The following is a 21,179-nucleotide window of genomic DNA, read 5'->3' on the forward strand; positions in this document are numbered from 1 at the left end:
GATCGGTCGGCCTTCGCACATCAAACATCGGCATCACCGGCCTCGGTGACGTTCATCAGCTCGCGGGCCCCGAGTTCGAGGAGTTCCCGTGCGACCGAGCGGCCGAGTTCTTCGGCGTTGTCCGGGGAGCCCACTGCCCCCGTGCGTATGACGTCCGAACCGTCGATGGCTGCTGCGCAACCCCGGACGGAGAGTTCGTCGAAGCTGCGGCCGTCGTCGTCGAGTGATTCGACGACTTCCGCGATTGCTCCCACAGGTGCGGTGCATCCGGCCTCGAGTTCGGCGAGGAGGGCACGTTCCGCGGTGACGGCGGCGCGGCTGTTCGGGTCGTCGAGCTCGGCCAGGATCGACACGAGCGCGGTGTTGCCGGACAGGCATTCCACAGCCAACGCACCCTGGGCAGGTGCAGGCAGCATCTGGACGGGTTCGAGGGACTCGGTGATCAGGTCCAGTCGGCCGATACGCGCCAACCCCGCCCGCGCCAGGATGACGGCATCGAGCTCGCCCGACTCCACCTTGCCGAGCCGACGCTGCAGGTTGCCGCGCAGAGGACGGATGTCGAGACCGAGGCCGAGTGCCCGCAGTTGCGAGGTGCGGCGCGGCGCCGACGTACCGACCTTCGACCCGACCGGAAGTTCACCGAGAACAAGTCCGTCGCGGGCGACCAGCGCATCACGCGGGTCCTCGCGCGGCGGAATCGCGGCAATGGTGAACCGTTCGTCCCGGGCGGTCGGCAGATCTTTGTACGAGTGAACAGCCACGTCGACGCGGCCGTCGACCAGCGCTTCCCGAAGTTCCGCGGTGAAGACACCGACGCCGATCTTCTCCACCGACTCCATGGACTGATCGCCCTTGGTCTTGATGATGACGAGTTCGGCTTCGTGTCCGGCGGAGATCAGTGCGTCACGCACGGTGCCGGCCTGGGTGGTGGCGAGTTCGCTTCCGCGGGTACCGATCCGCAGGGTGCGGGTGCCGACGGCGCTCATGCCTGCGATTCCTTCCCTTGGTTGTCGCCCGCGACGAAACGGCGCAGACGGGGGTCCTGGCCCGCGATGAATCCGTCGGTGATGTCGATGGCACCGAGGTCGGTCGGCTTTGCCACCGCCTCGACGGATCCGGGGCTCAGCTCGAACAGTTCGCGTAGCGCGGCGGCGTACGAGTCGCCACCCGGCGCCGACGCCAGCTGTTTCACCCGCACTGTCGGAGCGTGCAGCAGCTTGTCGACCACTCGGCGGACGGTGCGTGCCACCTCGTCGCGCTCGGGGTCGTCGAGCCCGGGGAGCCGGGAATCGAGCCTCAGCAACTCGGCTTCGACGACGTCCGCGGCGCGCTGACGCAGGGCGGTGACGGTCGGCGTCACCTCCGCCAGCCGCTGCCCGGCGAGATACTGGGCGAGCTCACTCGCCACGATGGCCCGGGCGGCGTCGGCATCCGATGCGGCCGCCCCTGCGGCGGGGTCGCGCTGCAGCGACTCCATGTCGAGCACGGTGACCCCGGGCAGTCCCGAGACCGCGTGCTCGACGTCGCGGGGCAGACCGAGGTCGCAGATGACGAGTGGACGTTCGGGGTCGCGGTCGGGCTGAGCCAGCGCACGGTGCGTATCCGCGAGTGTGACGACGGCACCGACCGCGCCGGTACAGGTCACGAGCACATCCGCCTGCGCCATCGCCGTGGGCAGGTGACCGAGCTCGAACGCCTCCGCTTCGACACCGCCCGACCGGGCCGTGTCGGCCAGGTGCTCGGCCCGCTCCGCGGTGCGGTTGACGACGAGAATTCGGCCGATGCCCGCACGGGTGAGGTATGCGACCGAGAGCCCGCCCATCGAGCCGGCACCGACGACCACTGCGGTACGGCCGCTGAGCCCACCGGCGCCGATGACGCCGGCGGCGCGGTCGAGCGCCACCGAGACGACCGACGCGCCGGCCGAGTCGATTCCCGTCTCCGCGTGAACCCGCTTGCCCACGCGTAACGCCTGCTGGGCGAGCTCGTGCAACGTGCGTCCGGCGGCCTGCTGGGCGTCCGAGGACGCGTAGGCGGTCCGGATCTGACCGAGAATCTGCTGTTCGCCGATCACCATCGAATCGAGTCCGCTGGCCACCGCGAACAGGTGCTCCGCAGCCGCCTCGCTGTACCGCACATAGGCGTGACGGTGCAGGTCGGTGAGGTCGAGCCCGGAATGATCCGCCAGAAGTTCACCGACCTCGGTGAGCGCACCGTGGAACGCGTCGACGACGGCGTAGATCTCCACCCGGTTGCAGGTCGAGACGATCATCGCTTCCGAGATGTGCGTCGACGCCAGAAGCTTGTCCGTCAGCTTCGGTCGATCGGTGTCGGTGACAGCAACCCGCTCGAGAACCGGCACGGGAGCCGTCCGGTGCGAGACCCCGACAAGCAGAACACTCACGGCGCGATCACTGATCCGTTTCTTGGTGCGGTGGACGGGACAGCCGAATGTCCGATGCGCACGCGCGGAGCCGTGGGTACGACGTCCGCGGCCCGAGCGCCAGGAGCCGACTCGGTGTTGCGTGCGCTGTTGAACGAGAGGACCTGCATCTCGACCGCAAGGTCGACGCGGCGCATCTCGACGTGGTCCGGGACGTCGAGTGCGGTCGGCGAAAAGCTGAGGATGCACCGCAGCCCGGCGCCGACGAGGCGGTCGCACACGTCCTGCGCGGCCTCGTCCGGAGTCGAGATGACGCCGATGGTGGCTTCGAGTTCGGCGCAGGCCTGTTCGAGTTCGTCGACGTGGCGCACCACGAGGTCGCCTACCGGGGTGCCGACACGAGCCGGATCGCTGTCGAACAGACCCACCATCGAAAATCCGCGGCGTCCGAAACCGCCGTAACCCGCGAGGGCCTGGCCGAGGTTTCCGACACCGACGAGGACCACCTTGTGCCCGCGGTCCAGACCGAGTGCTCGTTCGATGCGTGCCCGCAGCCGCGTCACGTCGTAGCCGACCCCCCGCACCCCGTTGGGGCCGAGGAAAGACAGGTCCTTGCGGAGCTTGGCCGAACCCACACCGGAAGCGGCGGCGAGTTCCTCACTCGAGACGATGATCGTGCCGCGGTCCGCCAGCATTCCGAGGACCCGCAGGTACGTCGCCAGCCGCGTGACCGTAGCCTGGGGGATGTCCCGCGATTCGGGGAGCGGCGATCCGGGGGCTGGTGACTCGACGGCGGACGGACCGACTGCGCCCGTGACGCCATGGGCCACAGACCCATGCGTCTGGTGCGTTTCGGTCACGTCGTTGGCTCCTCGTCCGACCGGCATTCGCTGCCGTTCTCCACGATGCTCCGGGGAATTGTTCACACCACGGTAACTGCTTGTGAACCCATGCACAAAGTCGCTGCGACTGCGCGACATGCACTCCTACCTGCACAGCATCCGGAGTTCGCAGTTTTAGGGTCGCCTTACTTGCGCAAATCCGATCGGAGGCGCTCTTCATCGACCTCCCAGTAACTGTGCTCACGTCCGTCGAGCAGGACGACCGGCAATCGATCACCGAATTCCGCCCGCAGTTCCGGGTCCGTGGAAGCCGCCTCGTCGACGTCTATGCACGTCAGTTCCAGCCCGAACTCCTCGCACAGAATCAGCAACTGCTCGCGCGCCGGCGTGCACGCCCCGCAGCCCGCCCGCGTGAGAAGCGTCACCACGTGTTCGCTGGTACTCATGTCGGATACTTTCCTTTCGCCACCTCTGCGGGACTCACTGTGCCGTTTCCGGGGCCGGTAACGCCACCCGGCTCGGAGATGAACGTCACACGATTCGGTGCACGCAGCCATCCGCCCGCCCAGGGTCGGAACCGAGGGATAGGCTGCGTCCAGAGGCTTCAGCGATAGGGGAGGTGCGAGTGCCTGCGCGATCACTACCGAACGGCTCGGGTTTCGGTTCAGGACTGGCGGGGATGATCCTTCCGGGCCGTCGGCAGTTCAGGAATCCGCTGGGCCCGAGCGAGGCCGAGGTACGTGCAAACGTTGCGGGCGAGGCCAGTGCCGACGCCGCGCTGGCCCTCCACGAAGCCGGCCCAGAGACCGAAGAGCCACAGGTCCCCCTGGACCTGACCGCCGCGGCCTTCTTCGACGTCGACAATACGATGGTCCAGGGTGCGTCGATCATCCACTTCGCCCGCGGACTAGCCGCCAGGAAGTACTTGAAGTCCGCCGACCTCCTGGACTTCGCGTGGAAGCAGATCAAGTTCCGCGTGACCGGCAAGGAGAGCAGCGTCGACGTCGCCTCCGGCCGGGAGAAGGCCCTCTCATTCGTGGCCGGTCGGTCCACCGCCGAACTCGCCCGGCTCGGCGAGGAGATCTACGACGAAGTGATCGCCGACAAGATCTGGGCCGGTACCCGGGCACTCGCGCAGATGCATCTCGACGCCGGACAACAGGTGTGGCTGGTGACGGCCACTCCCGTGGAACTGGCCCAGGTGATCGCGAAGCGGCTGGGCCTGACCGGGGCCCTCGGCACCGTCGCCGAAAGCGAGGACGGCGTGTTCACCGGACGTCTGGTCGGCGACATCCTGCACGGCCTCGGCAAGGCCCACGCGGTGCGTGCGCTGGCCGTCCGCGAGGGCCTCAACCTCAAACGCTGCACCGCCTACTCGGACAGCCACAACGACGTGCCCATGCTCTCGCTCGTCGGCACGGCCGTCGCCATCAATCCGGACACCGACCTGCGCGAGCTGGCCAAGAACCGGGGCTGGGAGATCCGGGACTTCCGCACCGGCCGCAAGGCCGCCAAGATCGGCGTTCCCACCGCATTGCTGCTCGGCGCGGCCGGCGGCGCGCTGGCGGCCGCGGTCGCCCGCCGCCGCGAGCACGCGGTCTGAACCCTTCACTGCGCCGCGTATCGACCCCGGCTACGACGTGTCGGTGTCAGCCCAGGAAGACGTTGCGCCTCTTCGCGAGGAGCCGATAGAGCGTCTGCTGGATGGTCTCGCGAACGTGGTCGGTGACCTCGAACAGCTCCATGGGGTCGTCGGCGGCCGACGCGTCGTAGGTATCGGTGACGATGGGCTTGCCGAACTCGATGTACCACTTGGACGGCAGCGGAACCAGCCCGAGCGGCCCGAAATGCGGAAAGAGTGGTGTCACCGGGAAATAGGGCATGCCGAGTAAGCGGGCGAGCGTTCCGAGGTCGCCGATCTTCGGATAAATTTCCTCGGAACCGACGATCGAGCACGGGATGATCGGTGCCCCGGTCCGCATGGCGGCGGACACGAAACCACCGCGACCGAATCTCTGCAGCTTGTAGCGCTCACTGAACGGTTTGCCGATCCCTTTGAAGCCTTCGGGGAACACGGCCGCGACCTGACCGGTTTGCAGCAGGCGAACAGCGTCGGGGTTGCACGCCAGGGTGTGCCCGGCCTTACGGGCGAGGTCACCGACCACGGGCATCTCGAACGCAATATCGGCCGCCAGCATGCGCAGCGGCCGATGAGCGGGGTGGTGGTCGTGCACGGCGACCGAGGTCATCAGGCCGTCCAGGGGAAGGACACCGGCATGATTGGCCACCACCAGGGCGCCACCGGTCGACGGAATGTTCTCCAGACCACTGACCTCGACGCGGAACCACTTGTCGAACAGGGGCCGCAGTATCGGCAGCCACACATTCTCGGCGAAGTGCGGGTCGTAGCCGAAGTCGTCGACGTGATAGTCGCCCGACAGGCGGCGGCGCACGAACTCCGCGGTGTTGACGATCTGATCGGCAAGGACCCGTCGGACGGCGTCGACCGCCGACGATCCGGTGTCGGGCTGGGGCTCCGGCGGGCTGATCACGGCCGGTGGGGGCATTGCGGACGGATGTCGGCTCTCGCTCTGCTCGCGCCTCGAACGTCCCAGTGCAGCCCCGCGCGCGGTTGATGCACCGTGCAACGGAATGACCTTCGCCACTTCGTTCACCTCTCCCCTTTCGCCGTACCGGTCAGAGCGAGTAGAGCGTTCTCTGCTGCGTCGATCCATTCGTTCTTGATGATGGCGGTGACCCCGGCGGCGCGTGCGAAGTCGTCGAGCGCCTGCATCGTGGTCCACCGTGGCTCGAAGGATAATTCGGTTCGCATGCGCGTGGTGTCCAGTCCGCAACCGAAGTGGAAGTACTCGAGCTGCTCGTTGGAATACGACCGCATGACCGGCCCCATCAGCGCACGGCCGACGTTGCGAAACAGACTGAACGGCATCGGCACCTCGACACGTCCGGCCCGGCGGATCGCCTGCGACAACATGACGACACCGTCGCCTGCCACATTGAACGTTCCGGCCGGACCCGACACGGTTGCGCGTTCCAGAGCCGCGAGGGCGTCCTCTTCGTGCAGTACCTGCAGGCGTGCGTCGCGACCCAGGATGGTCGGTACCAGCGGCGACGTCAGGTACCGCGCGACCGTCGCGTTGAGGCGGGGACCGACCAGCGGAGCGAGGCGCAGGATGGACACCGCGATGTCGGGACGCCGGCGTCCCATGCCGCGCAGGTAGCCCTCGATCTCGATGCAGTCCCGTGCGTAGGCGCCGCCGGGGCGGCGGCGCGCGCTCATCTCCTCGGTGAACTTCGCCGGGTCCTGGGCGGTGCTGCCGTAGACGACGGACGCCGAGCGCAGTACCACCTTCCGCACCGTGGGCGCCTTCTGGCAGACCGCGAACAATTGCATGGCGCCGATGACGTTCATGTCCTTCATCGCCGCCCGGCTGCCCGCTTTCGGCGGTCGGGCCAGAGTGGAGGCATGCACTACCGTGTCGACCCCGGCGTTGCGGATCACTTTGCCGATCAGCGGATTGCGGATGTCGGCGCGCACGAACTCGGCGCGGCCCATTCTCCGCAGCATGTCTTTGCTCGGCGACACCGCGTCTACCGCGATGACCCGCTCGATATCCGGGTTCTGTGCCAGCCTGGTGACGAGGTATCCCCCGAGGAACCGGCTCGCGCCGGTGACCAGCGCGACGCGCGGCGGCGCCGTACGCTCAGAGCTGCCATCGTCACTCACAACCACTAGAACCCCCGATCACGTAGCGAGTGAGGTCAACGATACGTGCAGCGGGCGGATAGCGCTTCGCACAACGACATTTGGTCGGTCGCCCAGAAGTCGACCCGTCCGAAACGACGAAATGCCCGCCACTCGAGGTGGCGGGCATCGCGTCGTGTCTCTTTACTTACCGAGTTTCCTGCGCTGCACTCGGGTGCGGCGAAGCAGCTTACGGTGCTTCTTCTTCGACATGCGCTTACGTCGCTTCTTGATCACTGAACCCATAGCGGGTGTCCCTCACGTTCTTCTCTAGCGTTCCTGCGCACGCCGGTCACGTACGCCTGCGCCTCTCTGGCGCCTGGGCCTCGTTTTAACTAGCTCAGCGCCTTACGACACCAGCTGGCTGGTACGACAGTCGCTAATCGTACCGGTGAGGTTCGCCCGGGAGAAACCGAGGTCACCCTCTTCGTGCCGATCGGTCAACCGGCATCGAAGTACGAGGTTTCGAGGTAGTCGTGCACAGCTTTCGCATGCACTCTGAACGAACGGCCCACCCGGACGGCAGGCAGTTCGCCGCTGTGCACCAACCGATACACAGTCATCTTGGACACTCTCATCAGCGTCGCTACCTCGGCGACTGTGAGAAATTGCGTTCCGGCCAGGGCCGGTTGTCCGTCTTGGGCTGAACCCTTCGACGGCTTTTTTCCAGACGTCATCAAACACTTACCTCCGGCACGTCTCGCGCCGCCGGCTTCCCCTCCGGCGGAACAGACACGCACGTGCTACTTCGAGCTTAGCGGGACGGATGGGGTTACTGCGACGGGTGTGGGCAATCGAATATCATTCGGTAGAAGTGCCGAGCTCGGCCGATCTCGATTTCGCCGCCTCCAGCGCGTCGTAGAACGCCGATCGGAGACCGTTCTTTTCCAGCTGACGGATCGCGGCAGCAGTGGTTCCACCGGGCGAGGTGACCGCCGCGCGGAGTTCCGTCGTGCTTTCCCCCGACTGGTCGAGCATGGCTGCGGCACCGACCATCGTCTGCACGACCAGCTCGGACGCCGTCGCGCGGGTCAGCCCGAGACCCACACCGGCGTCGATCATCGCCTCGGCGACGAGGAAGAAGTAGGCGGGCCCGGACCCGGAGACGGCAGTGACCGCGTCGATCTGCGACTCCGGCACCGTCACGACCTTGCCCACGGCAGACAACACCCCACGCACCAGGTCGAGGTGGTCCTTCTTCACATGGCGGCCGGGAGCGAGCACGCTGACGCCCTCCCCTACCAGCATCGGCGTGTTCGGCATGACCCGGACGACGGGGAACCCGGCAGGCAGGCGCTTCTCGTAGTACGAGGTGGGAATGCCCGCCGCCAGGGACACGAGAATCTGTTCACGCTCACCGTCGAGGTCGGCCTTCGACACCGCCGTGAGCGCGGACTCGACGTCACCGGGCTTGACGGCCACCACGATGACGTCGGCTCCCTCGGCGGCGTCCTGCGGACTGCTCACACACACGGAGTACTCGGCTGCCAGTTCGGCAGCCCGCGGTGGATGCTGCTCGGCCACCACGAGATCCTTCACCGCGTGTCCTGATTGCAGGAGGCCCGAGATGAGCGCCTCACCGATCCGGCCGCCTCCGATAACCGCAATTCTCGTCATGCCGGACAGCCTGCCACGACCCGTGGCGGCGTGTTTCTAGCGGGGGATCATGGCCAGCTGACGGCTTTGCACGACGATTGCACCGGTCGAGTCGAGGACCGTGTGGTCCTCTTCGAACCACGCACTGCCGAGCACCGTGCTGCTGGCCATCACGCGGAGCCACCCCGGTGCGGGCTGCCTGCGCAGATAGGTGGTGAGCTGCACAGTGGGTGCCCACCCGAACATTCCGCGGTTCATCGTCACGGGTGCACTGATGTCGCCCGTCATGATGGCGAACAGTGCGGCGGTGTCGGGGTCGTTCTCGTCGTCGGCACGCGGTCGGACCCACATGCGCACCTCCGGCTCGCCCTGGTTGCCGGCGAGGAAGTGGGCGGACGTGCCGTCGACGCGCATGTCGCATCCCTGAGCCACGTGCACGATTTGGCCCATCGGGTGGTCGGGCGTGAGTATTACCGCGTCGGCGGGCGGCTCCACTGGAAGCTGGGCCAGCGCATGATCGACGCTGTAGTGAGGCTCACCCGCGTCGGGAACACCCAGCGTGACCGACGCATGGACGGCGACCCGGTCGCCCTGCCGGAGCTCGACGTCGACGAACGACACCTGCTTGCCCCGCTTGCGCACCGTGGTCGAGAGGGTGACCTCGCCGGGGTCGGGAGCGGCCAGGTAGTTGGCCCCCACTGCGAGTGGCTGAACCCGGGCGAGATCGCCTGCACCGCCGTCGTCGACCAGGCGGGCGCGTGCGGCCGCCGCGCACAGCGACATCATGGAGCCGCCATGCACCTTCGGGCCGATGGTCCAGATGGGGTCGATGTGCGCCTGGAACGTGCCGTCACCGCCGGGGGTGAGGGCGTTGAGGTCGCGGAAGGGTGCAGAGCTCACGAAGCGTCCTGTTCATCGGTTTTCTGAAAGAAATTCTGGGCAATGTCCTGATGGGCGAGTCGGCGCATCGCGGCGATCACCGGTTCGTAGATCGCAGTCCCGAGTACCGCACAGCGCACAGCGTCCTCTGCCGAGCCGGTGGGCATGAGCCCGATGTCCACCTCGGCGATACCGCGAATGTGCCGCCCGTAGGCGTCGAGGCGCTCCTCGGTCATCGGGATACCCGCATCTTCCAAGGCCTCGAGCGCGCGTTCGAGTTGCGCGACCGCCACGTACCTGGGGTCGTAGATTTGCCCGAGTTTCTCGAGCACGGCGCGCGCTCGCGGATAGTCACCGGGATCGGCCGGAATGTCGAGGTAGGGCGGAAGTTGACCGATCGCCTGGCCGAGCACCTCGAACAGCGAGCCGTCGGGGTGGTCGATGAGCTGGAGGACCTTCCGGATCCGAGGGATCGGGAGTCCGGCCCCGGCGAGTGCCTTCACCAGCCCGAGGCGCCGAACGTGTTCTTCGCCGTACCTGGCCTGAGTCGCACTCGTCGCCTCGCCCGGCATCAGCAGACCCTCGCGCAGGTAGTACTTCACGGTCGCCAGGGGAACGCCGGTACAGGCAACCAGTTCCGACACGCGCACGGTGCCTCCTACCGCGACTCGATCAGGGACTCCATCGTTGGATACTCCAGCTATCCAATGGTGGTGTCAGCTTACCGCAGCAGGAATGGCCTCATCGCCCGCGGTTCAGGTCAGGTGTCGTCGTGATCGCCGCCGGGGCGGCTACGTGCCGAACCGGAGGTGGCACGGCCCGTCCCGAGGTGTTCCCTGGCGAAGGCCAGCGCCTGACCGAGCATCGACGCCCGCTCGCGCCGGGTCCGCGCGTTCTGAGTGTTGATCTCGATCACAGCCTGTCCCTCGAAGCCGGAGTCGACGAGGTGACGGCATACCTCTGCGCACGGCTGTCCGCCGTGCCCGGGAATGAGGTGTTCGTCCATCGAGGCTCCCCGGCCGTCGGCGAGGTGCAGATGCGCCAGCCCCGACCCCATCCGCTCCGCCAGCTTCATCGCGTCCATACCCGCAGTGGCGGTGTGCGAGAGATCGAGCGTGTAGTGGGCATGGCCGGAATCAGTGGGGTCGTAGGAAGGACTGAACGCCGACAACGCGGCACCTGGGCCGCCGCGACGACGAAGCCGCTCGGCCGAACGTTCCTTGCTTCCGAAGAAGCCGTCCGCCCGCATCGGGAACATGTTCTCCACTGCGACGATCACGTCGCTGCGCTCCTCCAGCGCGGCGACCTGGTCGCTGAACCCCTCCGCATACCGGCGTTGCCAGCGGAACGGTGGATGCACCACGACGCTCGTCGCGCCCAACGCCTCCGCGGTGCGCACCGAACGGTCGAGCTTCGCCACCGGGTCGGCGCCCCACACTCGCTGCGAGATCAGCAGACAGGGGGTGTGAATCGCCTGAACCGGCATCGCATACTTGCGAACCAGTGCGGCCACGGCACCGATGTCCTGGCTCACCGACTCCGCCCACACCATCAACTCGACGCCGTCGTACCCCAGTTCCGCCGCGTATCGGAAGGCCGCCTCAGTGTTTTCCGGATATACCGACGCCGTCGACAGCCCGACCAGAACCTTGCGCCCGCGCGGTGTCTGCCGCGCCTGTACGTACCCACTGTCCCCGACCATGAGCAACTCAGCCCGACGCAAGCATGAAGGCGAGCGGCCCCAGAGTGACGATCATTCCGACCACGACGGCGATCACGAAGCTGGTGATGTCGTCGGTGCGGCGCAGGATGCGCACCATAGCCACCAATCCGACGATGACGAGCAAGGCGAGGATCAACGCGACCCACGGGAATACGTCCCACAGCTTCTCGAAGCCCTTGAACAACAGAGCGCCGGCGATCACCGCGATCACACCCTGACCCGCCAGAACCGCCCACTCGCGGGCGGCACTACTCTCCTGCTCGGCGCCGTCGACGTCCTTCGCGGCCTTGGCAGCTCTGGCGGCTTCCGCTTTCGCCTCTTTACGCGAGCGACGTGGAGTGTCGGCGTGCTCGGTTTCCGCCTCCGGCGCCTCGTCGGTGGCGGCGGCGATCAACTCGGTGTCCTCACCGGCCTTCGCGGCATCCGCGTCGCGCGACTGCCGCATCAGGTCGCCGGCAAGCGTCGAGCCGGACAGCAGCCCGGGCTCCTGCTGTGTTCCCGACTGCTCAGTCCCCTTGTTCTGGGGTGCGGTCTCGGGCTTCTTCGGTGTCTTGACGAGCATGCCGGTCCCGCCTGGCGCCGGCGCGCCGTTCGGGACGGCCTTTGCCTCCGCCTGCGGCTTCGCCTCCGGGGCCGGCTTGGCGGTAGAAGCCTGATTCGCGGCGGGGCCAGGCTTGGCGGCGGGGGCAGGTTTAGCGGCGGGAGCCGGCTGCACGCGGGGTGCGGCGACGGTGGGTGCCGGTTCCGGCGTTTTCGTCACCGAAGCGGGTTCGGCGGCCGCCGGCGCGACAGGTGGGGCGGCCGGCTTCGGGCGCTCCTGCGTGACGGACCGACTCACCCAGGCGCCCTGATGATCACGTGATGTTCCCGTGGCGGAGGCGCCATTGCGACCGGCGGCGGGGCGACGGGCGGCAGGGCGACTGGCGATGGGCTCGTCATCGTCGTCATCGTCGAACGGCGCCTTGAATGCGGCAGTGCGCTCATCTGCCGTCACCGACCGCGGGGTGGCCCGCGTGGGCGTCGCCGCAGGTTTGGGCTCGGGCTTACGTTCGGGCTCGGGCTTACGTTCGGGCTCGGACGCAGATTCGGGCTCCGGCTCGGAATCGAGTGCCCGCGACTCGGATGAATCCCGGACGACCGGGATCTCACCGGTCAGCTCGGCAACGGAGATTCCGCCCTTGACGCCGCGACGACGTCTTCCCCCACGGGACTCCACTTGCTGCCCATTGCGTTTGAGCAGTTCTGAAACAGAGATCTGCTGACTGTCCTCGGTCATCGAGCACCCACCATCAATTCACCGCCCATTTCCGTGTCGAGCTTTCGGAGGATCAGACCCTCCCGCAGAGCCCAGGGGCAGATTTCCAATTCTTCTACCCCGAGAGCTCTCATGCTGGCCTCCGCGACGAGTGCTCCGGCGACGATCTGCTGCGACCGGTCGGAGCTCACTCCCTCTAATTCTGCACGGTCCGACGCCGTCATCCGCGAAATGAAAGCTATGAGTTGCCTGAGACCGCTCGAGGTGAGCGTGCGCTTCACCCGGGGACCGGCACCGGACGGCGCGGCGCCCGTGAGACGGGCCAGGGACCGGAAAGTTTTCGACGTGCCGACGGCACGATCCCATTCCCCAGCCGCCCGCAGCTCCTTCGACGGGACCGTGAGTTCGGCGTCGAGCCAGTCGCGCAGCACCGCGACCCTGCGCTTCCCCGGCGGATCGGCCTCGAGCCAATCACGAGTGAGGCGGCCCGCCCCGAGCTGTAACGACAGCGCGACGTCCGGGTCCTCGTCGCCCCCGCTCGTCAGTTCGAGGGATCCGCCACCGATGTCGATGTTGAGGATGCGCCCCGCGCTCCATCCGTACCAGCGGCGCACGGCGAGGAAAGTCAGCCGCGCTTCGTCGACGCCGGACAGCACTTCGAGTCTCACCCCGGTCTCGACATGTACGCGGCCGAGAACGGCATCCGAGTTTTTCGCGTCACGCACGGCCGAGGTGGCGAAGGCCATCAGCTCGCCGCAGCCCGAGGTCTTCGCTATTGCTGCGAAGTCGGCGACCGTCGCCACCAGGCGGTCTGCGCCCGCGGCTGTGATGTCACCGAGTTCGTCCGTGTTCTCCGCCAGCCGCAATGTCGACTTGGTGGAGCTCATCGGTGTGGGGTGGCCGCCCCTGTGGGCGTCCACTACGAGCAGATGGACGGTGTTGCTTCCGACGTCGAGTACCCCTAGTCGCACATTGACACGGTACTGGGTCTACCGTCGGGCTTTGTGACAGCAGGTAAAGCAGGGCGTTCCCACAAGATGACGCCCAGCCCCGAAGTTCCCCTCGATTTCGCTCGCGAGTGGGTCGAATTTCCCGATCCGGACAACGCCGAGCACATCATCGCTGCCGACATGACGTGGCTGCTCTCCCACTGGACCTGCGTGTTCGGCACGCCGGCGTGTCAGGGAATCCTCGAGGACCGGCCCGATGACGGTTGCTGTTCGCACGGGGCCTTCCTGTCCGACGATGAGGATCTCGAGAAGCTGAACGAGTCGGTGAAGCTGCTCACACCCGAGGATTGGCAGTTCATGGACAAGGGTCTCGGCAAGAAGGGCTACGTCGAAGAAGACGACCTCGAGGACGAGCCCGCACTGCGCACCCGCCGATACAAAGGCGCGTGCATCTTCCTCAACCGCCCCGGATTCGCGGGCGGCGTCGGGTGTGCCTTGCACTCGATGGCGTTGAAGCGAGGGATCGAGCCCCTCGAAGTGAAGCCGGACGTGTGCTGGCAGCTCCCGATCCGCCGCACCCAGGAATGGGTCGAACGCCCGGACGGCGAGCAGATACTCAAGACGACGATCACCGAGTACGACCGGCGCGGCTGGGGCGAGGGCGGCGAGGACCTCGCCTGGTACTGCTCCGGCTCACCCGACGCCCATGTCGGCGCCAAGGCGGTGTGGCAGTCGTATGCGCCCGAACTGGCGGAACTCCTCGGTAAGGCCGCTTACGCCGAATTGGCGAAGTTGTGTGCTCGCCGGGCAGGCCTGGGTCTCATCGCCGTCCATCCCGCCACCTCTATCGCGCAACGGAACCCGGCCCGGTAACGGATCGGACCCAGCGGTCGATTTCCCAGGCACGGCCCGCTTGCGGGCACAGCCACGACACGGCCCGTTCGCGGGCACAGCCACGATGGGAGAGAACATGCTTGCTCGAATTCTGTCCGCTGCCCTGTTGACCGCCGCCGCCGCACTGACCCTCGCCCCGGTCGCCGCCGCGAACCCTGCCGACGACCCGTACGGCTGGAACACCTATCACGACAAGACCGCGAACTTCGTCGCACCGCTCGACCCCGGCGCATTCGGCGACAGGGGCGACAAGGCCATCGTGTTGAGCCCCTTCGGCACGTCCCGCGTCATCGAGTGCAAGGGCGACGGACATTATGTCGCCGTGTCGTGCCGTCAGTTCGACGACCAGGCGCGCGAGCACGCCATCACGCAGGTGATGTTCGCCCCGTTCCGGCCCGTCTACGTCTACAACCCGTTCTGAGGTCGGCTCAGGCCTCGAGCTTGTAGCCGAGGCCGCGCACGGTCACCAGGTGCTCGGGCTTGGCCGGGTCCGTTTCGATCTTCGAGCGGAGACGCTTGACGTGGACGTCCAGGGTTTTGGTGTCGCCGACGTAATCGGCACCCCACACGCGGTCGATCAGCTGACCCCGCGTGAGCACCCGGCCCGAGTTCCGCAACAGGTACTCGAGCAGGTCGAATTCCTTGAGCGGCAGGGTGACCGCCTCTCCGTTGACCTGCACCACGTGACGTTCGACGTCCATGCGGACCGGGCCGGCCTCGAGGACCGCCGAGTCCTGCGCCACGTCGAGGTCGTTGTCGACGCCGCGGCGCAGCACCGCGCGGATCCGGGCGATCAGTTCCCGCGCGGAGTACGGCTTGGTCACGTAGTCGTCGGCTCCGAGTTCGAGTCCGACCACCTTGTCGATTTCGCTGTCGCGCGCCGTCACCATGATGACGGGAACACCGGATCGGCTGCGTAACTGCTTGCACACGTCCGTGCCGCTCATACCCGGAAGCATGAGGTCGAGGAGGACGATGTCCGCACCGGAACGATCGAACTCGGCAAGGGCCGAGGGTCCGTCGCCGACGACGGTCGTCTCGAACCCTTCCTTGCGTAACAGGAATGCCAACGGGTCGGCCAGGGATTCCTCGTCTTCCACGATCAGCACACTTGTCATCGCTTGGCCTCCATACCGATTTCTCTCTTTCCGACGTTTCCGCCGTCGGCGTCCCCGCCGTTCGGATCTACTGTCTCGATGTGTGCAGGTATTTGCAGGGTAAACGTCGAACCTGTTCCGGGCTTGCTCCACAATTCGATGGATCCGTTGTGGTTGGCGGCGACGTGCTTGACGATGGCGAGTCCGAGTCCCGTGCCGCCGGTCGCCCGTGCCCGGGCCTTGTCGACGCGGAAGAAGCGCTCGAACACCCGTTCCTGGTCGGCTTTGGCGATCCCTTCGCCGCGGTCGGTGACCGAGATCGCGACGTTGGCGCCCCGCATCGAGCGGCTCACCGACACCGGTGTCCGCTTCGGTGAGTAAGCAATGGCGTTCTGCACCAGGTTGGTGAGGGCGGTGACCAGCAGTGCGCGGTCACCGAGCACTTCGAAACCGCTGGGATGGTCGGTGGTGACGGAGATGCCGGCCGCCTCCGCAGAGATCTTGCACCGTTGCAGGGCCTCGTCCACAACCTCGTCGACCGACACTGCCTCGAGGTCGGGGAGCTTCTCGGCGCCCTGCAGCCGGGACAGCGCGATCAGTTCGGTGACCATTTTGCCGAGGCGGACCGATTCGTGGAGCACCCGCTCCCCGAAATGTCGCACCGACTCCGGGTCGTCCGCCGACTCCAGAAGTGCCTCGGCGAGCAGTCCCATGGCCCCGACCGGGGTTTTCAGTTCGTGGCTGACGTTGGCGACGAAGTCGCGGCGGGTCGCCTCCATCCGCACCTGTTCGGAATCGTCGTCGGCGAACAGGACCACGAATTTGTGGTCTTCCTTGCTGAGCAGCCGTGCGGTACCCCGCACAGCGATCCGGTCACGTCCCCGCTGGGGGGCCTTCGCGCTGAGATCGACTTCTACGGGCTCACCGGTCTCGAGGACGCGCAGAGCCGCCACCCAGGCGCGGTCGTCGACGAGCCGGTTGCGGACCAGGCCGAGTTCCTCGGCGCGAGGGTTGAACAGGACCACGTCGTGGAACTGGTCTACCACGGCGATGCCGCTTTCCGACGCCAGAACGATCAGGTCGAGCACTTGCGACATGGTCAGCCCGGATTGCTCCGCCATCCGCTGCGAGTGCCGTGTCGACAGCATGGGAATCAGCACACCACCGATCAGGTAACCGACGAAGCCGCCCATGACGGCAAGCAGTACGCCTTGAACAACGCTCACGCCTGAATCGTACGTTCGCGGGAACCGCTGGTGATGCAGGGTTCAGCCATTTCCGTGCACGTCACACGTCGGAACCGCACTCTTCGCCCGTCGTTCACCCGTTGTTGGCCGAGTGCCCTCGCACGGGGCACCCGGCCGGCCCACACGGACTACTTACCGCCCTGATTCGCCACCGCGGCAGCGCCCGCGGCCGCCGCTTCGGGATCGAGGTAGGTACCACCCGGGTTGAGGGGTGTCAGATTCTCGTCCAGGTCGTAACGCAGCGGGATCCCTGTCGGAATGTTGAGCCCGGCGATGGCGTCGTCGGAGATGCCGTCGAGGTGCTTGACCAGGGCTCGGAGCGAGTTGCCGTGGGCGGTGACGAGGACGGTCTTGCCCGCCAGCAGGTCGGCGGAGATCGTGTCTTCCCAGTACGGGATGAGGCGCTTGACGACGTCGAGGAGGCACTCGGTGAGGGGTACCTCGTCGAGTCCCGCGTACCGGGCGTCGGCGTCCTGGCTGTATTCGCTACCCGCGTCGATCGGCGGCGGCGGGGTGTCGTAGCTGCGGCGCCACAGCATGAACTGCTCGTCGCCGTACTTGTCCTTCACCTGAGCCTTGTTGCGCCCTTGAAGGGCGCCGTAGTGGCGTTCGTTGAGACGCCAGTCGCGCACCACCGGAATCCAGTGCCGATCGGCTGCGTCGAGCGCGATGTTGGCCGTGCTGATCGCCCGGCGCAGCAGCGACGTGTACGACACGTCGGGAAGCAGGTCGTGCTCGCGGAGCAGTTCGCCGGCGCGCTTGCCCTCGGCGATGCCCTTATCGGTCAGGTGAACGTCCACCCAGCCGGTGAACAAGTTGAGTGCATTCCATTCGCTCTCGCCGTGACGGAGCAGCACAAGGGTTCCGGTACTCATGCCGTTCATCCTGGCATGCGTCCCGGAACCCTTGCGTCCTGAACCCCTCTACCGCCCGCCCACAGGCCGGCCGGGAGTGCCTACTTCGCAGCCTCGGCGGCGCGTAGGTCCTTGCGGAGGATCTTGCCGGCGGCGGATTTCGGCACCAGGTCGATGAACTCGACCTTGCGGACCTTTTTGTGCGGGGAGACCTTCTCGGCGACGAACGCGATTACCGCGTCCTCGTCCAGGTCGGCACCGGGCTGCCGGACCACGAACGCCTTGGGCACTTCCTCACCCTCCTCGTCGAGCACCCCGATCACCGCGGCGTCGGCGATCTGCGGATGCGTCAACAGCAACGCCTCCAACTCGGCGGGCGGCACCTGATAACCCTTGTACTTGATCAACTCCTTCATCCGGTCCACGATCGTCACCACCCCCTCCGAATCGACCGTCGCGATGTCCCCGGTATGCAGATACCCGTCCGCATCCAGGGTTTCCGCGGTCGCCTCGTCGTTCCCGAGATACCCGGCCATGATATTCGGGCCCTTGCACCACAATTCCCCCGCCGCGCTGACCCCCTCGACCGGCTGCTCGATCTCCGCCCCGGTCCCGGGATCGACCAGCTTGCATTCCATGTTCGCGATGCTCGGACCCACCGAGTCCAGCGCAATATCGTCCCGGTCGAACGGAATGACATGCGAGACCGGGCTCATCTCCGACATCCCGTACCCCTGCCGCACCCGACACCCGAGCCGGTTCGCCACCGCCTTACCCAGTTCCTGATCCAGCGGGGCGGCCCCGGAGAAGATCGAATGCACACTCGACAGGTCGTACTGATCGATCAGCGGATGCTTGGCCAACGCCACCGCCACCGGCGGGGCGATGAACACATACGTGCACCTCTGCTCCGCGACGACCGTCAAGAACTCGACCAGGTCGAACTTCGGCATCGTCACCAGCGCGGCCCGCTTACGCAGGGCGGCGTTGAGCAGCACCGTCATCCCGTAGATGTGGAAGAACGGCAACACCGCCAGGAGCTTGTCGTCGGCACCGATCCCGATCGGCCGGTCGATCTGGCACACATTCGCCACCAGGTTGCGGTGGGTGAGCATCACCCCCTTCGGCCGGCCGGTGGTGCCCGACGAATACGGCAGCACCGCCAGCTGGGTCGCCGGGTCGAACGACACCTCCGGCGCCGGCGCCCCCTCGGCCAGCAGGTCCTTCAGTGACGGGTGCCCGTCCGCGCCGTCCAACACGATCACGTGCGCGGCCGGGATCCCGACCTGCGCGGCCGCGGCCTTCGCCTGCGGCAGCAGCGGGGAGACGGTGAACAGGAACTTCGCCTTCGAGTCGGTGAGCTGCTTGGCGATGTCCTCGGCGGTGTACAACGCGTTGATCGTGGTCGCGACCCCACCGGCCCGCAGGATCCCGTGGAACACCGACGCGAACGCCGGCACATTCGGCGAATGCAACGCCGCCACCTCACCGACGGCCAGCCCGCGGGCGGCGAGCGCCCCCGCGACCCCGTTGATCTGGGCGATCAACCCCTGATAGGTGGTGACCGCACCGGAAGCGCCGTCGATCAGCGCCGGCCGATCCCCCTCGGCCGCATCGACCTGGCCGAAGAGGAAGTCGTAGACGCTGAGGTTCGGAATCTCGACGTCCGGAAACGGGCTCTTGAAGCTCACTGGGGCCTCTCCCTCGAAATGTTGCAGCAGCAGTTGTCGACACAAGTTTCTGTGAAAGTCAGAAACATGTACCTATCCTGTGATGACAGTCACAGGTGCAGCAACTCTACCCGCGCGTAATTCGGTGCCGCGGGCAGTTGTCGAGACCTCATTCCTCCGTGTCGTCGATCAGATGCTCGAACGGTTTGAGGTTGGCGAGCGACTCCCCACGGGAGACCCGCCAGTCCCATTCCCGCTTGATCGAGCTGGCGAATCCCAGCTCCAGGAGGGTGTTGAAATCGCCGTCCGCTGCCTCGAGGACCTGCCCGAGCACGCGGTCCAGTTCGTCCTCGTTCACGGCATGGCCGGCAAGCTGCCCGACCAGATAGATGTCGCCGATCTTGTCCAGCGTGTATGCCACCGAGTACAGCCGACGATTGCGGCGCAACAGGAACTTGTACACGCCCTCGAAGTTCTCGTCGGGTTTGCGGCACACGAACGCCTCCACCCGAACACCATGCGTGCCGACGGTCAGCAGGGTGGTGGTCTTCAACTTGCGCTCACCCGGCAACTCGACGATGAAATGCGTCGAGTCCTTCCTGGTGAACTCCATCTCACGCTCGGTAAGGGCAGACTCGATGACTTCGGCAAGATCGCTCATGCGCGCACTCCCCCGACCCGGCGCAGTTTCCACAATCCGCGTCCGCGGCGCGGGGAGAACTCGCTCGGCCCGATTCCGTAGTTGTAGTTGACTGTCGCTTTCCGGTAACTCTCGAGAAGCCCGTCCGCGGTGTGCTCCCACGAGAAATTCTCGGCATGTCGCGGCGCCTCGGCGGCCAGTGCAGCCAGCCGCCGGGGATCGGACACGAGCGAGTGCAACGCCGTCGCCCAGTCCCCTGTGCGGTGCCCGTCCACGAGCAGTCCGGTCTCGCCGTTGCGTACCGCGACACCGAGGCCGCCTACGTTCGCGGCGATCACCGGGGTGCCGCAGGCCTGCGCCTCGATGGCGACCAGACCGAATGATTCCGAATAACTGGGTACCGCAACGAGATCGGATGCGCGGTACACGTCGGCGAGTCTGTCGGGTGCCTGCGGGGGAAGGAAGGTGACGTGGGCCGCGATACCCAGAGAGGAGGCGAGTTCGATCAGTGCGTGGGGTCGGGCCAGCCCGGTACCGGACGGACCACCGACGACGAGGACCCGCAGGCCCGACTCGGGATCGCGGGCGATGAGTTCTGCGGCGGCACTCAGCAGCACATCGGGGGCCTTGAGTGGCTGGATGCGGCCGACGAAGGTCACCACGGTCTCGCGGGGGTCGATGCCGAGCGCGCGCCGGGCCGCACCCTTGTCGCCGGGCCGGTACCGCGTGAGGTCGGCTCCGGGGGCCACGACATCGATCCGGCTCGGGTCGGCGCCGTAATGCCGGGCCAGTTGCTCGGACTCTTCGGCGGTATTGGCGACGAGACGGTCCGACTCGGCAACGACCTGCTGTTCGCCGATCTGGCGAGCGGCAGGCTCGGGGGTGTCGCCCTCGGCGAGCGACGCGTTCTTCACCGCGGCAAGCGTGTGCGCGGTGTGGACGAGCGGGACGCCCCACCGGTCGCGGGCGAGCCAGCCGACCTGACCGGACAGCCAGTAATGCGAGTGCACGACGTCGTAGTAGCCCGGTTCGTGGCGCGCCTCCTCGCGGAGAACACCCGCAACGAACGCGCAGAGCTGCGTGGGCAGATCCTGCTTGTCCAGTCCCTCGAACGGGCCGGCCACCACGTTGCGGACCAGCACGCCGGGTGCCGCCTCCTGCACCGCCTGATCAGCGGACGACGTGGCCCTGGTGAAAATCTCCACCTCGACCCCGCGCCGGGCCATCTGCATGGCGGTCTGCAGGACGTACACGTTCATTCCGCCCGCATCGCCGGTACCCGGCTGCGCCAACGGTGAGGTGTGGACCGAAAGCACGGCCACCCTGCGGGGGCGCGCACCCCGGCCGAGCCCGCCGAGGTCGTTGTACATGGGCGTCACGAAC

23 protein-coding genes are annotated in these 21,179 nt (G+C 66.8%); 3 read left to right on the forward strand and 20 right to left on the reverse strand.

Annotated elements, in window-relative coordinates; all coding sequences use genetic code 11:
• Nucleotides 1–20: 20 nt before the first annotated feature.
• From hemC to HYG77_RS08035, 4 genes are all read right to left on the reverse strand, one after another.
• Nucleotides 21–986, reverse strand: coding sequence for a hydroxymethylbilane synthase (gene hemC, locus HYG77_RS08020; protein WP_109327851.1), 966 nt, complete (start codon nt 984–986; stop codon nt 21–23).
• Entirely contained in the window at nt 983–2,404 is a 1,422-nt protein-coding gene (locus tag HYG77_RS08025) for a glutamyl-tRNA reductase (RefSeq protein ID WP_109327849.1), read from the reverse strand. The genes hemC and HYG77_RS08025 overlap by 4 nt, the downstream gene beginning before the upstream one ends.
• Entirely contained in the window at nt 2,401–3,270 is an 870-nt protein-coding gene (locus tag HYG77_RS08030; RefSeq protein ID WP_208962367.1) for a redox-sensing transcriptional repressor Rex, read from the reverse strand. Before HYG77_RS08030 ends, HYG77_RS08025 begins: the two co-directional genes overlap by 4 nt.
• 140 nt (nt 3,271–3,410) lie before the next feature.
• Nucleotides 3,411–3,671, reverse strand: a complete 261-nt coding sequence (locus HYG77_RS08035) for a glutaredoxin family protein (RefSeq protein WP_109327845.1) — start codon at nt 3,669–3,671, stop codon at nt 3,411–3,413.
• A gap of 179 nt (nt 3,672–3,850) precedes the next feature.
• On the opposite strand from HYG77_RS08035, the gene HYG77_RS08040 reads away from it, so the two are divergent.
• Entirely contained in the window at nt 3,851–4,828 is a 978-nt protein-coding gene (locus HYG77_RS08040; protein ID WP_109327843.1) for an HAD-IB family hydrolase, read from the forward strand.
• A 46-nt stretch (nt 4,829–4,874) separates the two neighbouring features.
• On the opposite strand, the gene HYG77_RS08045 is transcribed toward HYG77_RS08040, so the two are convergent.
• The 10 genes from HYG77_RS08045 to HYG77_RS08090 all read right to left on the reverse strand — a co-directional run bounded on the left by HYG77_RS08045 (nt 4,875) and on the right by HYG77_RS08090 (nt 13,415).
• Entirely contained in the window at nt 4,875–5,900 is a 1,026-nt protein-coding gene (locus tag HYG77_RS08045; protein WP_159920283.1) for a lysophospholipid acyltransferase family protein, read from the reverse strand.
• Nucleotides 5,897–6,973, reverse strand: a complete 1,077-nt coding sequence (locus HYG77_RS08050) for an NAD-dependent epimerase/dehydratase family protein (protein WP_201453527.1) — start codon at nt 6,971–6,973, stop codon at nt 5,897–5,899. The genes HYG77_RS08045 and HYG77_RS08050 overlap by 4 nt, the downstream gene beginning before the upstream one ends.
• Before the next feature lie 162 nt (nt 6,974–7,135).
• Nucleotides 7,136–7,237 carry an AURKAIP1/COX24 domain-containing protein gene (locus HYG77_RS08055; RefSeq protein WP_003402602.1) on the reverse strand — a complete coding sequence of 34 codons (102 nt, stop codon included), beginning with the start codon at nt 7,235–7,237 and terminating at the stop codon, nt 7,136–7,138.
• A 194-nt stretch (nt 7,238–7,431) separates the two neighbouring features.
• Complete coding sequence (locus tag HYG77_RS08060) at nt 7,432–7,668, reverse strand: helix-turn-helix domain-containing protein (RefSeq protein ID WP_109327837.1); 237 nt, start codon at nt 7,666–7,668, stop codon at nt 7,432–7,434.
• A 124-nt stretch (nt 7,669–7,792) separates the two neighbouring features.
• Entirely contained in the window at nt 7,793–8,608 is an 816-nt protein-coding gene (proC, locus tag HYG77_RS08065) for a pyrroline-5-carboxylate reductase (protein ID WP_159920281.1), read from the reverse strand.
• Nucleotides 8,609–8,644: 36 nt separating this feature from the next.
• On the reverse strand, nt 8,645–9,487 hold the full coding sequence (locus tag HYG77_RS08070) for a thioesterase family protein (protein WP_109327833.1): 843 nt from the start codon (nt 9,485–9,487) through the stop codon (nt 8,645–8,647).
• On the reverse strand, nt 9,484–10,116 hold the full coding sequence (locus HYG77_RS08075) for a MerR family transcriptional regulator (RefSeq protein ID WP_109327831.1): 633 nt from the start codon (nt 10,114–10,116) through the stop codon (nt 9,484–9,486). Before HYG77_RS08075 ends, HYG77_RS08070 begins: the two co-directional genes overlap by 4 nt.
• Nucleotides 10,117–10,226: 110 nt before the next feature.
• The gene (locus HYG77_RS08080; protein WP_159920275.1) at nt 10,227–11,168 is read right to left on the reverse strand and encodes a sugar phosphate isomerase/epimerase; all 942 of its coding nucleotides are present in this window, start codon (nt 11,166–11,168) and stop codon (nt 10,227–10,229) included.
• Between the two features lie 7 nt (nt 11,169–11,175).
• Complete coding sequence (locus tag HYG77_RS08085; RefSeq protein ID WP_208962368.1) at nt 11,176–12,465, reverse strand: hypothetical protein; 1,290 nt, start codon at nt 12,463–12,465, stop codon at nt 11,176–11,178.
• Complete coding sequence (locus tag HYG77_RS08090) at nt 12,462–13,415, reverse strand: Ppx/GppA phosphatase family protein (RefSeq protein WP_109327825.1); 954 nt, start codon at nt 13,413–13,415, stop codon at nt 12,462–12,464. Before HYG77_RS08090 ends, HYG77_RS08085 begins: the two co-directional genes overlap by 4 nt.
• A gap of 66 nt (nt 13,416–13,481) precedes the next feature.
• Between HYG77_RS08090 and HYG77_RS08095 the strand changes: the two genes are divergently transcribed.
• The gene (locus HYG77_RS08095; protein ID WP_109327823.1) at nt 13,482–14,267 is read left to right on the forward strand and encodes a hypothetical protein; all 786 of its coding nucleotides are present in this window, start codon (nt 13,482–13,484) and stop codon (nt 14,265–14,267) included.
• Nucleotides 14,268–14,364: 97 nt separating this feature from the next.
• Nucleotides 14,365–14,709: a hypothetical protein gene (locus HYG77_RS08100; protein ID WP_109327821.1), complete on the forward strand. Its 345-nt coding sequence runs from the start codon at nt 14,365–14,367 to the stop codon at nt 14,707–14,709.
• 7 nt (nt 14,710–14,716) lie between these two features.
• Here HYG77_RS08100 and HYG77_RS08105 read toward each other — a convergent pair whose 3' ends face one another.
• From HYG77_RS08105 to mshA, 6 genes are all read right to left on the reverse strand, one after another.
• Complete coding sequence (locus HYG77_RS08105) at nt 14,717–15,406, reverse strand: response regulator transcription factor (RefSeq protein WP_109327819.1); 690 nt, start codon at nt 15,404–15,406, stop codon at nt 14,717–14,719.
• Complete coding sequence (locus HYG77_RS08110) at nt 15,403–16,611, reverse strand: ATP-binding protein (RefSeq protein ID WP_109327817.1); 1,209 nt, start codon at nt 16,609–16,611, stop codon at nt 15,403–15,405. Before HYG77_RS08110 ends, HYG77_RS08105 begins: the two co-directional genes overlap by 4 nt.
• 149 nt (nt 16,612–16,760) lie before the next feature.
• A complete protein-coding gene (locus HYG77_RS08115) occupies nt 16,761–17,516 on the reverse strand; it encodes a phosphoglyceromutase (RefSeq protein ID WP_204164889.1) in 756 nt (251 codons plus the stop codon).
• A 71-nt stretch (nt 17,517–17,587) separates the two neighbouring features.
• On the reverse strand, nt 17,588–19,177 hold the full coding sequence (locus tag HYG77_RS08120) for an AMP-binding protein (protein ID WP_208962369.1): 1,590 nt from the start codon (nt 19,175–19,177) through the stop codon (nt 17,588–17,590).
• A 148-nt stretch (nt 19,178–19,325) separates the two neighbouring features.
• Nucleotides 19,326–19,817, reverse strand: coding sequence for a YbjN domain-containing protein (locus HYG77_RS08125; protein WP_109327811.1), 492 nt, complete (start codon nt 19,815–19,817; stop codon nt 19,326–19,328).
• Nucleotides 19,814–21,166: a D-inositol-3-phosphate glycosyltransferase gene (gene mshA / locus HYG77_RS08130; RefSeq protein WP_208963318.1), complete on the reverse strand. Its 1,353-nt coding sequence runs from the start codon at nt 21,164–21,166 to the stop codon at nt 19,814–19,816. Before mshA ends, HYG77_RS08125 begins: the two co-directional genes overlap by 4 nt.
• Between the last annotated feature and the right edge of the window lie 13 nt (nt 21,167–21,179).

Origin of the sequence: Rhodococcus sp. ZPP, assembly GCF_017656075.1 — a bacterium.
Taxonomy (GTDB): domain Bacteria; phylum Actinomycetota; class Actinomycetes; order Mycobacteriales; family Mycobacteriaceae; genus Rhodococcus_F; species Rhodococcus_F oxybenzonivorans.

Coding starts and splice junctions, on each gene's coding strand:
- HYG77_RS08115 (WP_204164889.1), bottom strand. CDS start 17,516: ATGAACGGCATGAGTACCGGAACCCTTGTGCTGCTCCGTCACGGCGAG.
- HYG77_RS08055 (WP_003402602.1), bottom strand. CDS start 7,237: ATGGGTTCAGTGATCAAGAAGCGACGTAAGCGCATGTCGAAGAAGAAG.
- HYG77_RS08030 (WP_208962367.1), bottom strand. CDS start 3,270: ATGCCGGTCGGACGAGGAGCCAACGACGTGACCGAAACGCACCAGACG.
- HYG77_RS08060 (WP_109327837.1), bottom strand. CDS start 7,668: ATGACGTCTGGAAAAAAGCCGTCGAAGGGTTCAGCCCAAGACGGACAA.
- proC (WP_159920281.1), bottom strand. CDS start 8,608: ATGACGAGAATTGCGGTTATCGGAGGCGGCCGGATCGGTGAGGCGCTC.
- mshA (WP_208963318.1), bottom strand. CDS start 21,166: ATGTACAACGACCTCGGCGGGCTCGGCCGGGGTGCGCGCCCCCGCAGG.
- HYG77_RS08095 (WP_109327823.1), top strand. CDS start 13,482: ATGACGCCCAGCCCCGAAGTTCCCCTCGATTTCGCTCGCGAGTGGGTC.
- HYG77_RS08125 (WP_109327811.1), bottom strand. CDS start 19,817: ATGAGCGATCTTGCCGAAGTCATCGAGTCTGCCCTTACCGAGCGTGAG.
- HYG77_RS08085 (WP_208962368.1), bottom strand. CDS start 12,465: ATGACCGAGGACAGTCAGCAGATCTCTGTTTCAGAACTGCTCAAACGC.
- HYG77_RS08105 (WP_109327819.1), bottom strand. CDS start 15,406: ATGACAAGTGTGCTGATCGTGGAAGACGAGGAATCCCTGGCCGACCCG.
- hemC (WP_109327851.1), bottom strand. CDS start 986: ATGAGCGCCGTCGGCACCCGCACCCTGCGGATCGGTACCCGCGGAAGC.
- HYG77_RS08035 (WP_109327845.1), bottom strand. CDS start 3,671: ATGAGTACCAGCGAACACGTGGTGACGCTTCTCACGCGGGCGGGCTGC.
- HYG77_RS08100 (WP_109327821.1), top strand. CDS start 14,365: ATGCTTGCTCGAATTCTGTCCGCTGCCCTGTTGACCGCCGCCGCCGCA.
- HYG77_RS08080 (WP_159920275.1), bottom strand. CDS start 11,168: ATGGTCGGGGACAGTGGGTACGTACAGGCGCGGCAGACACCGCGCGGG.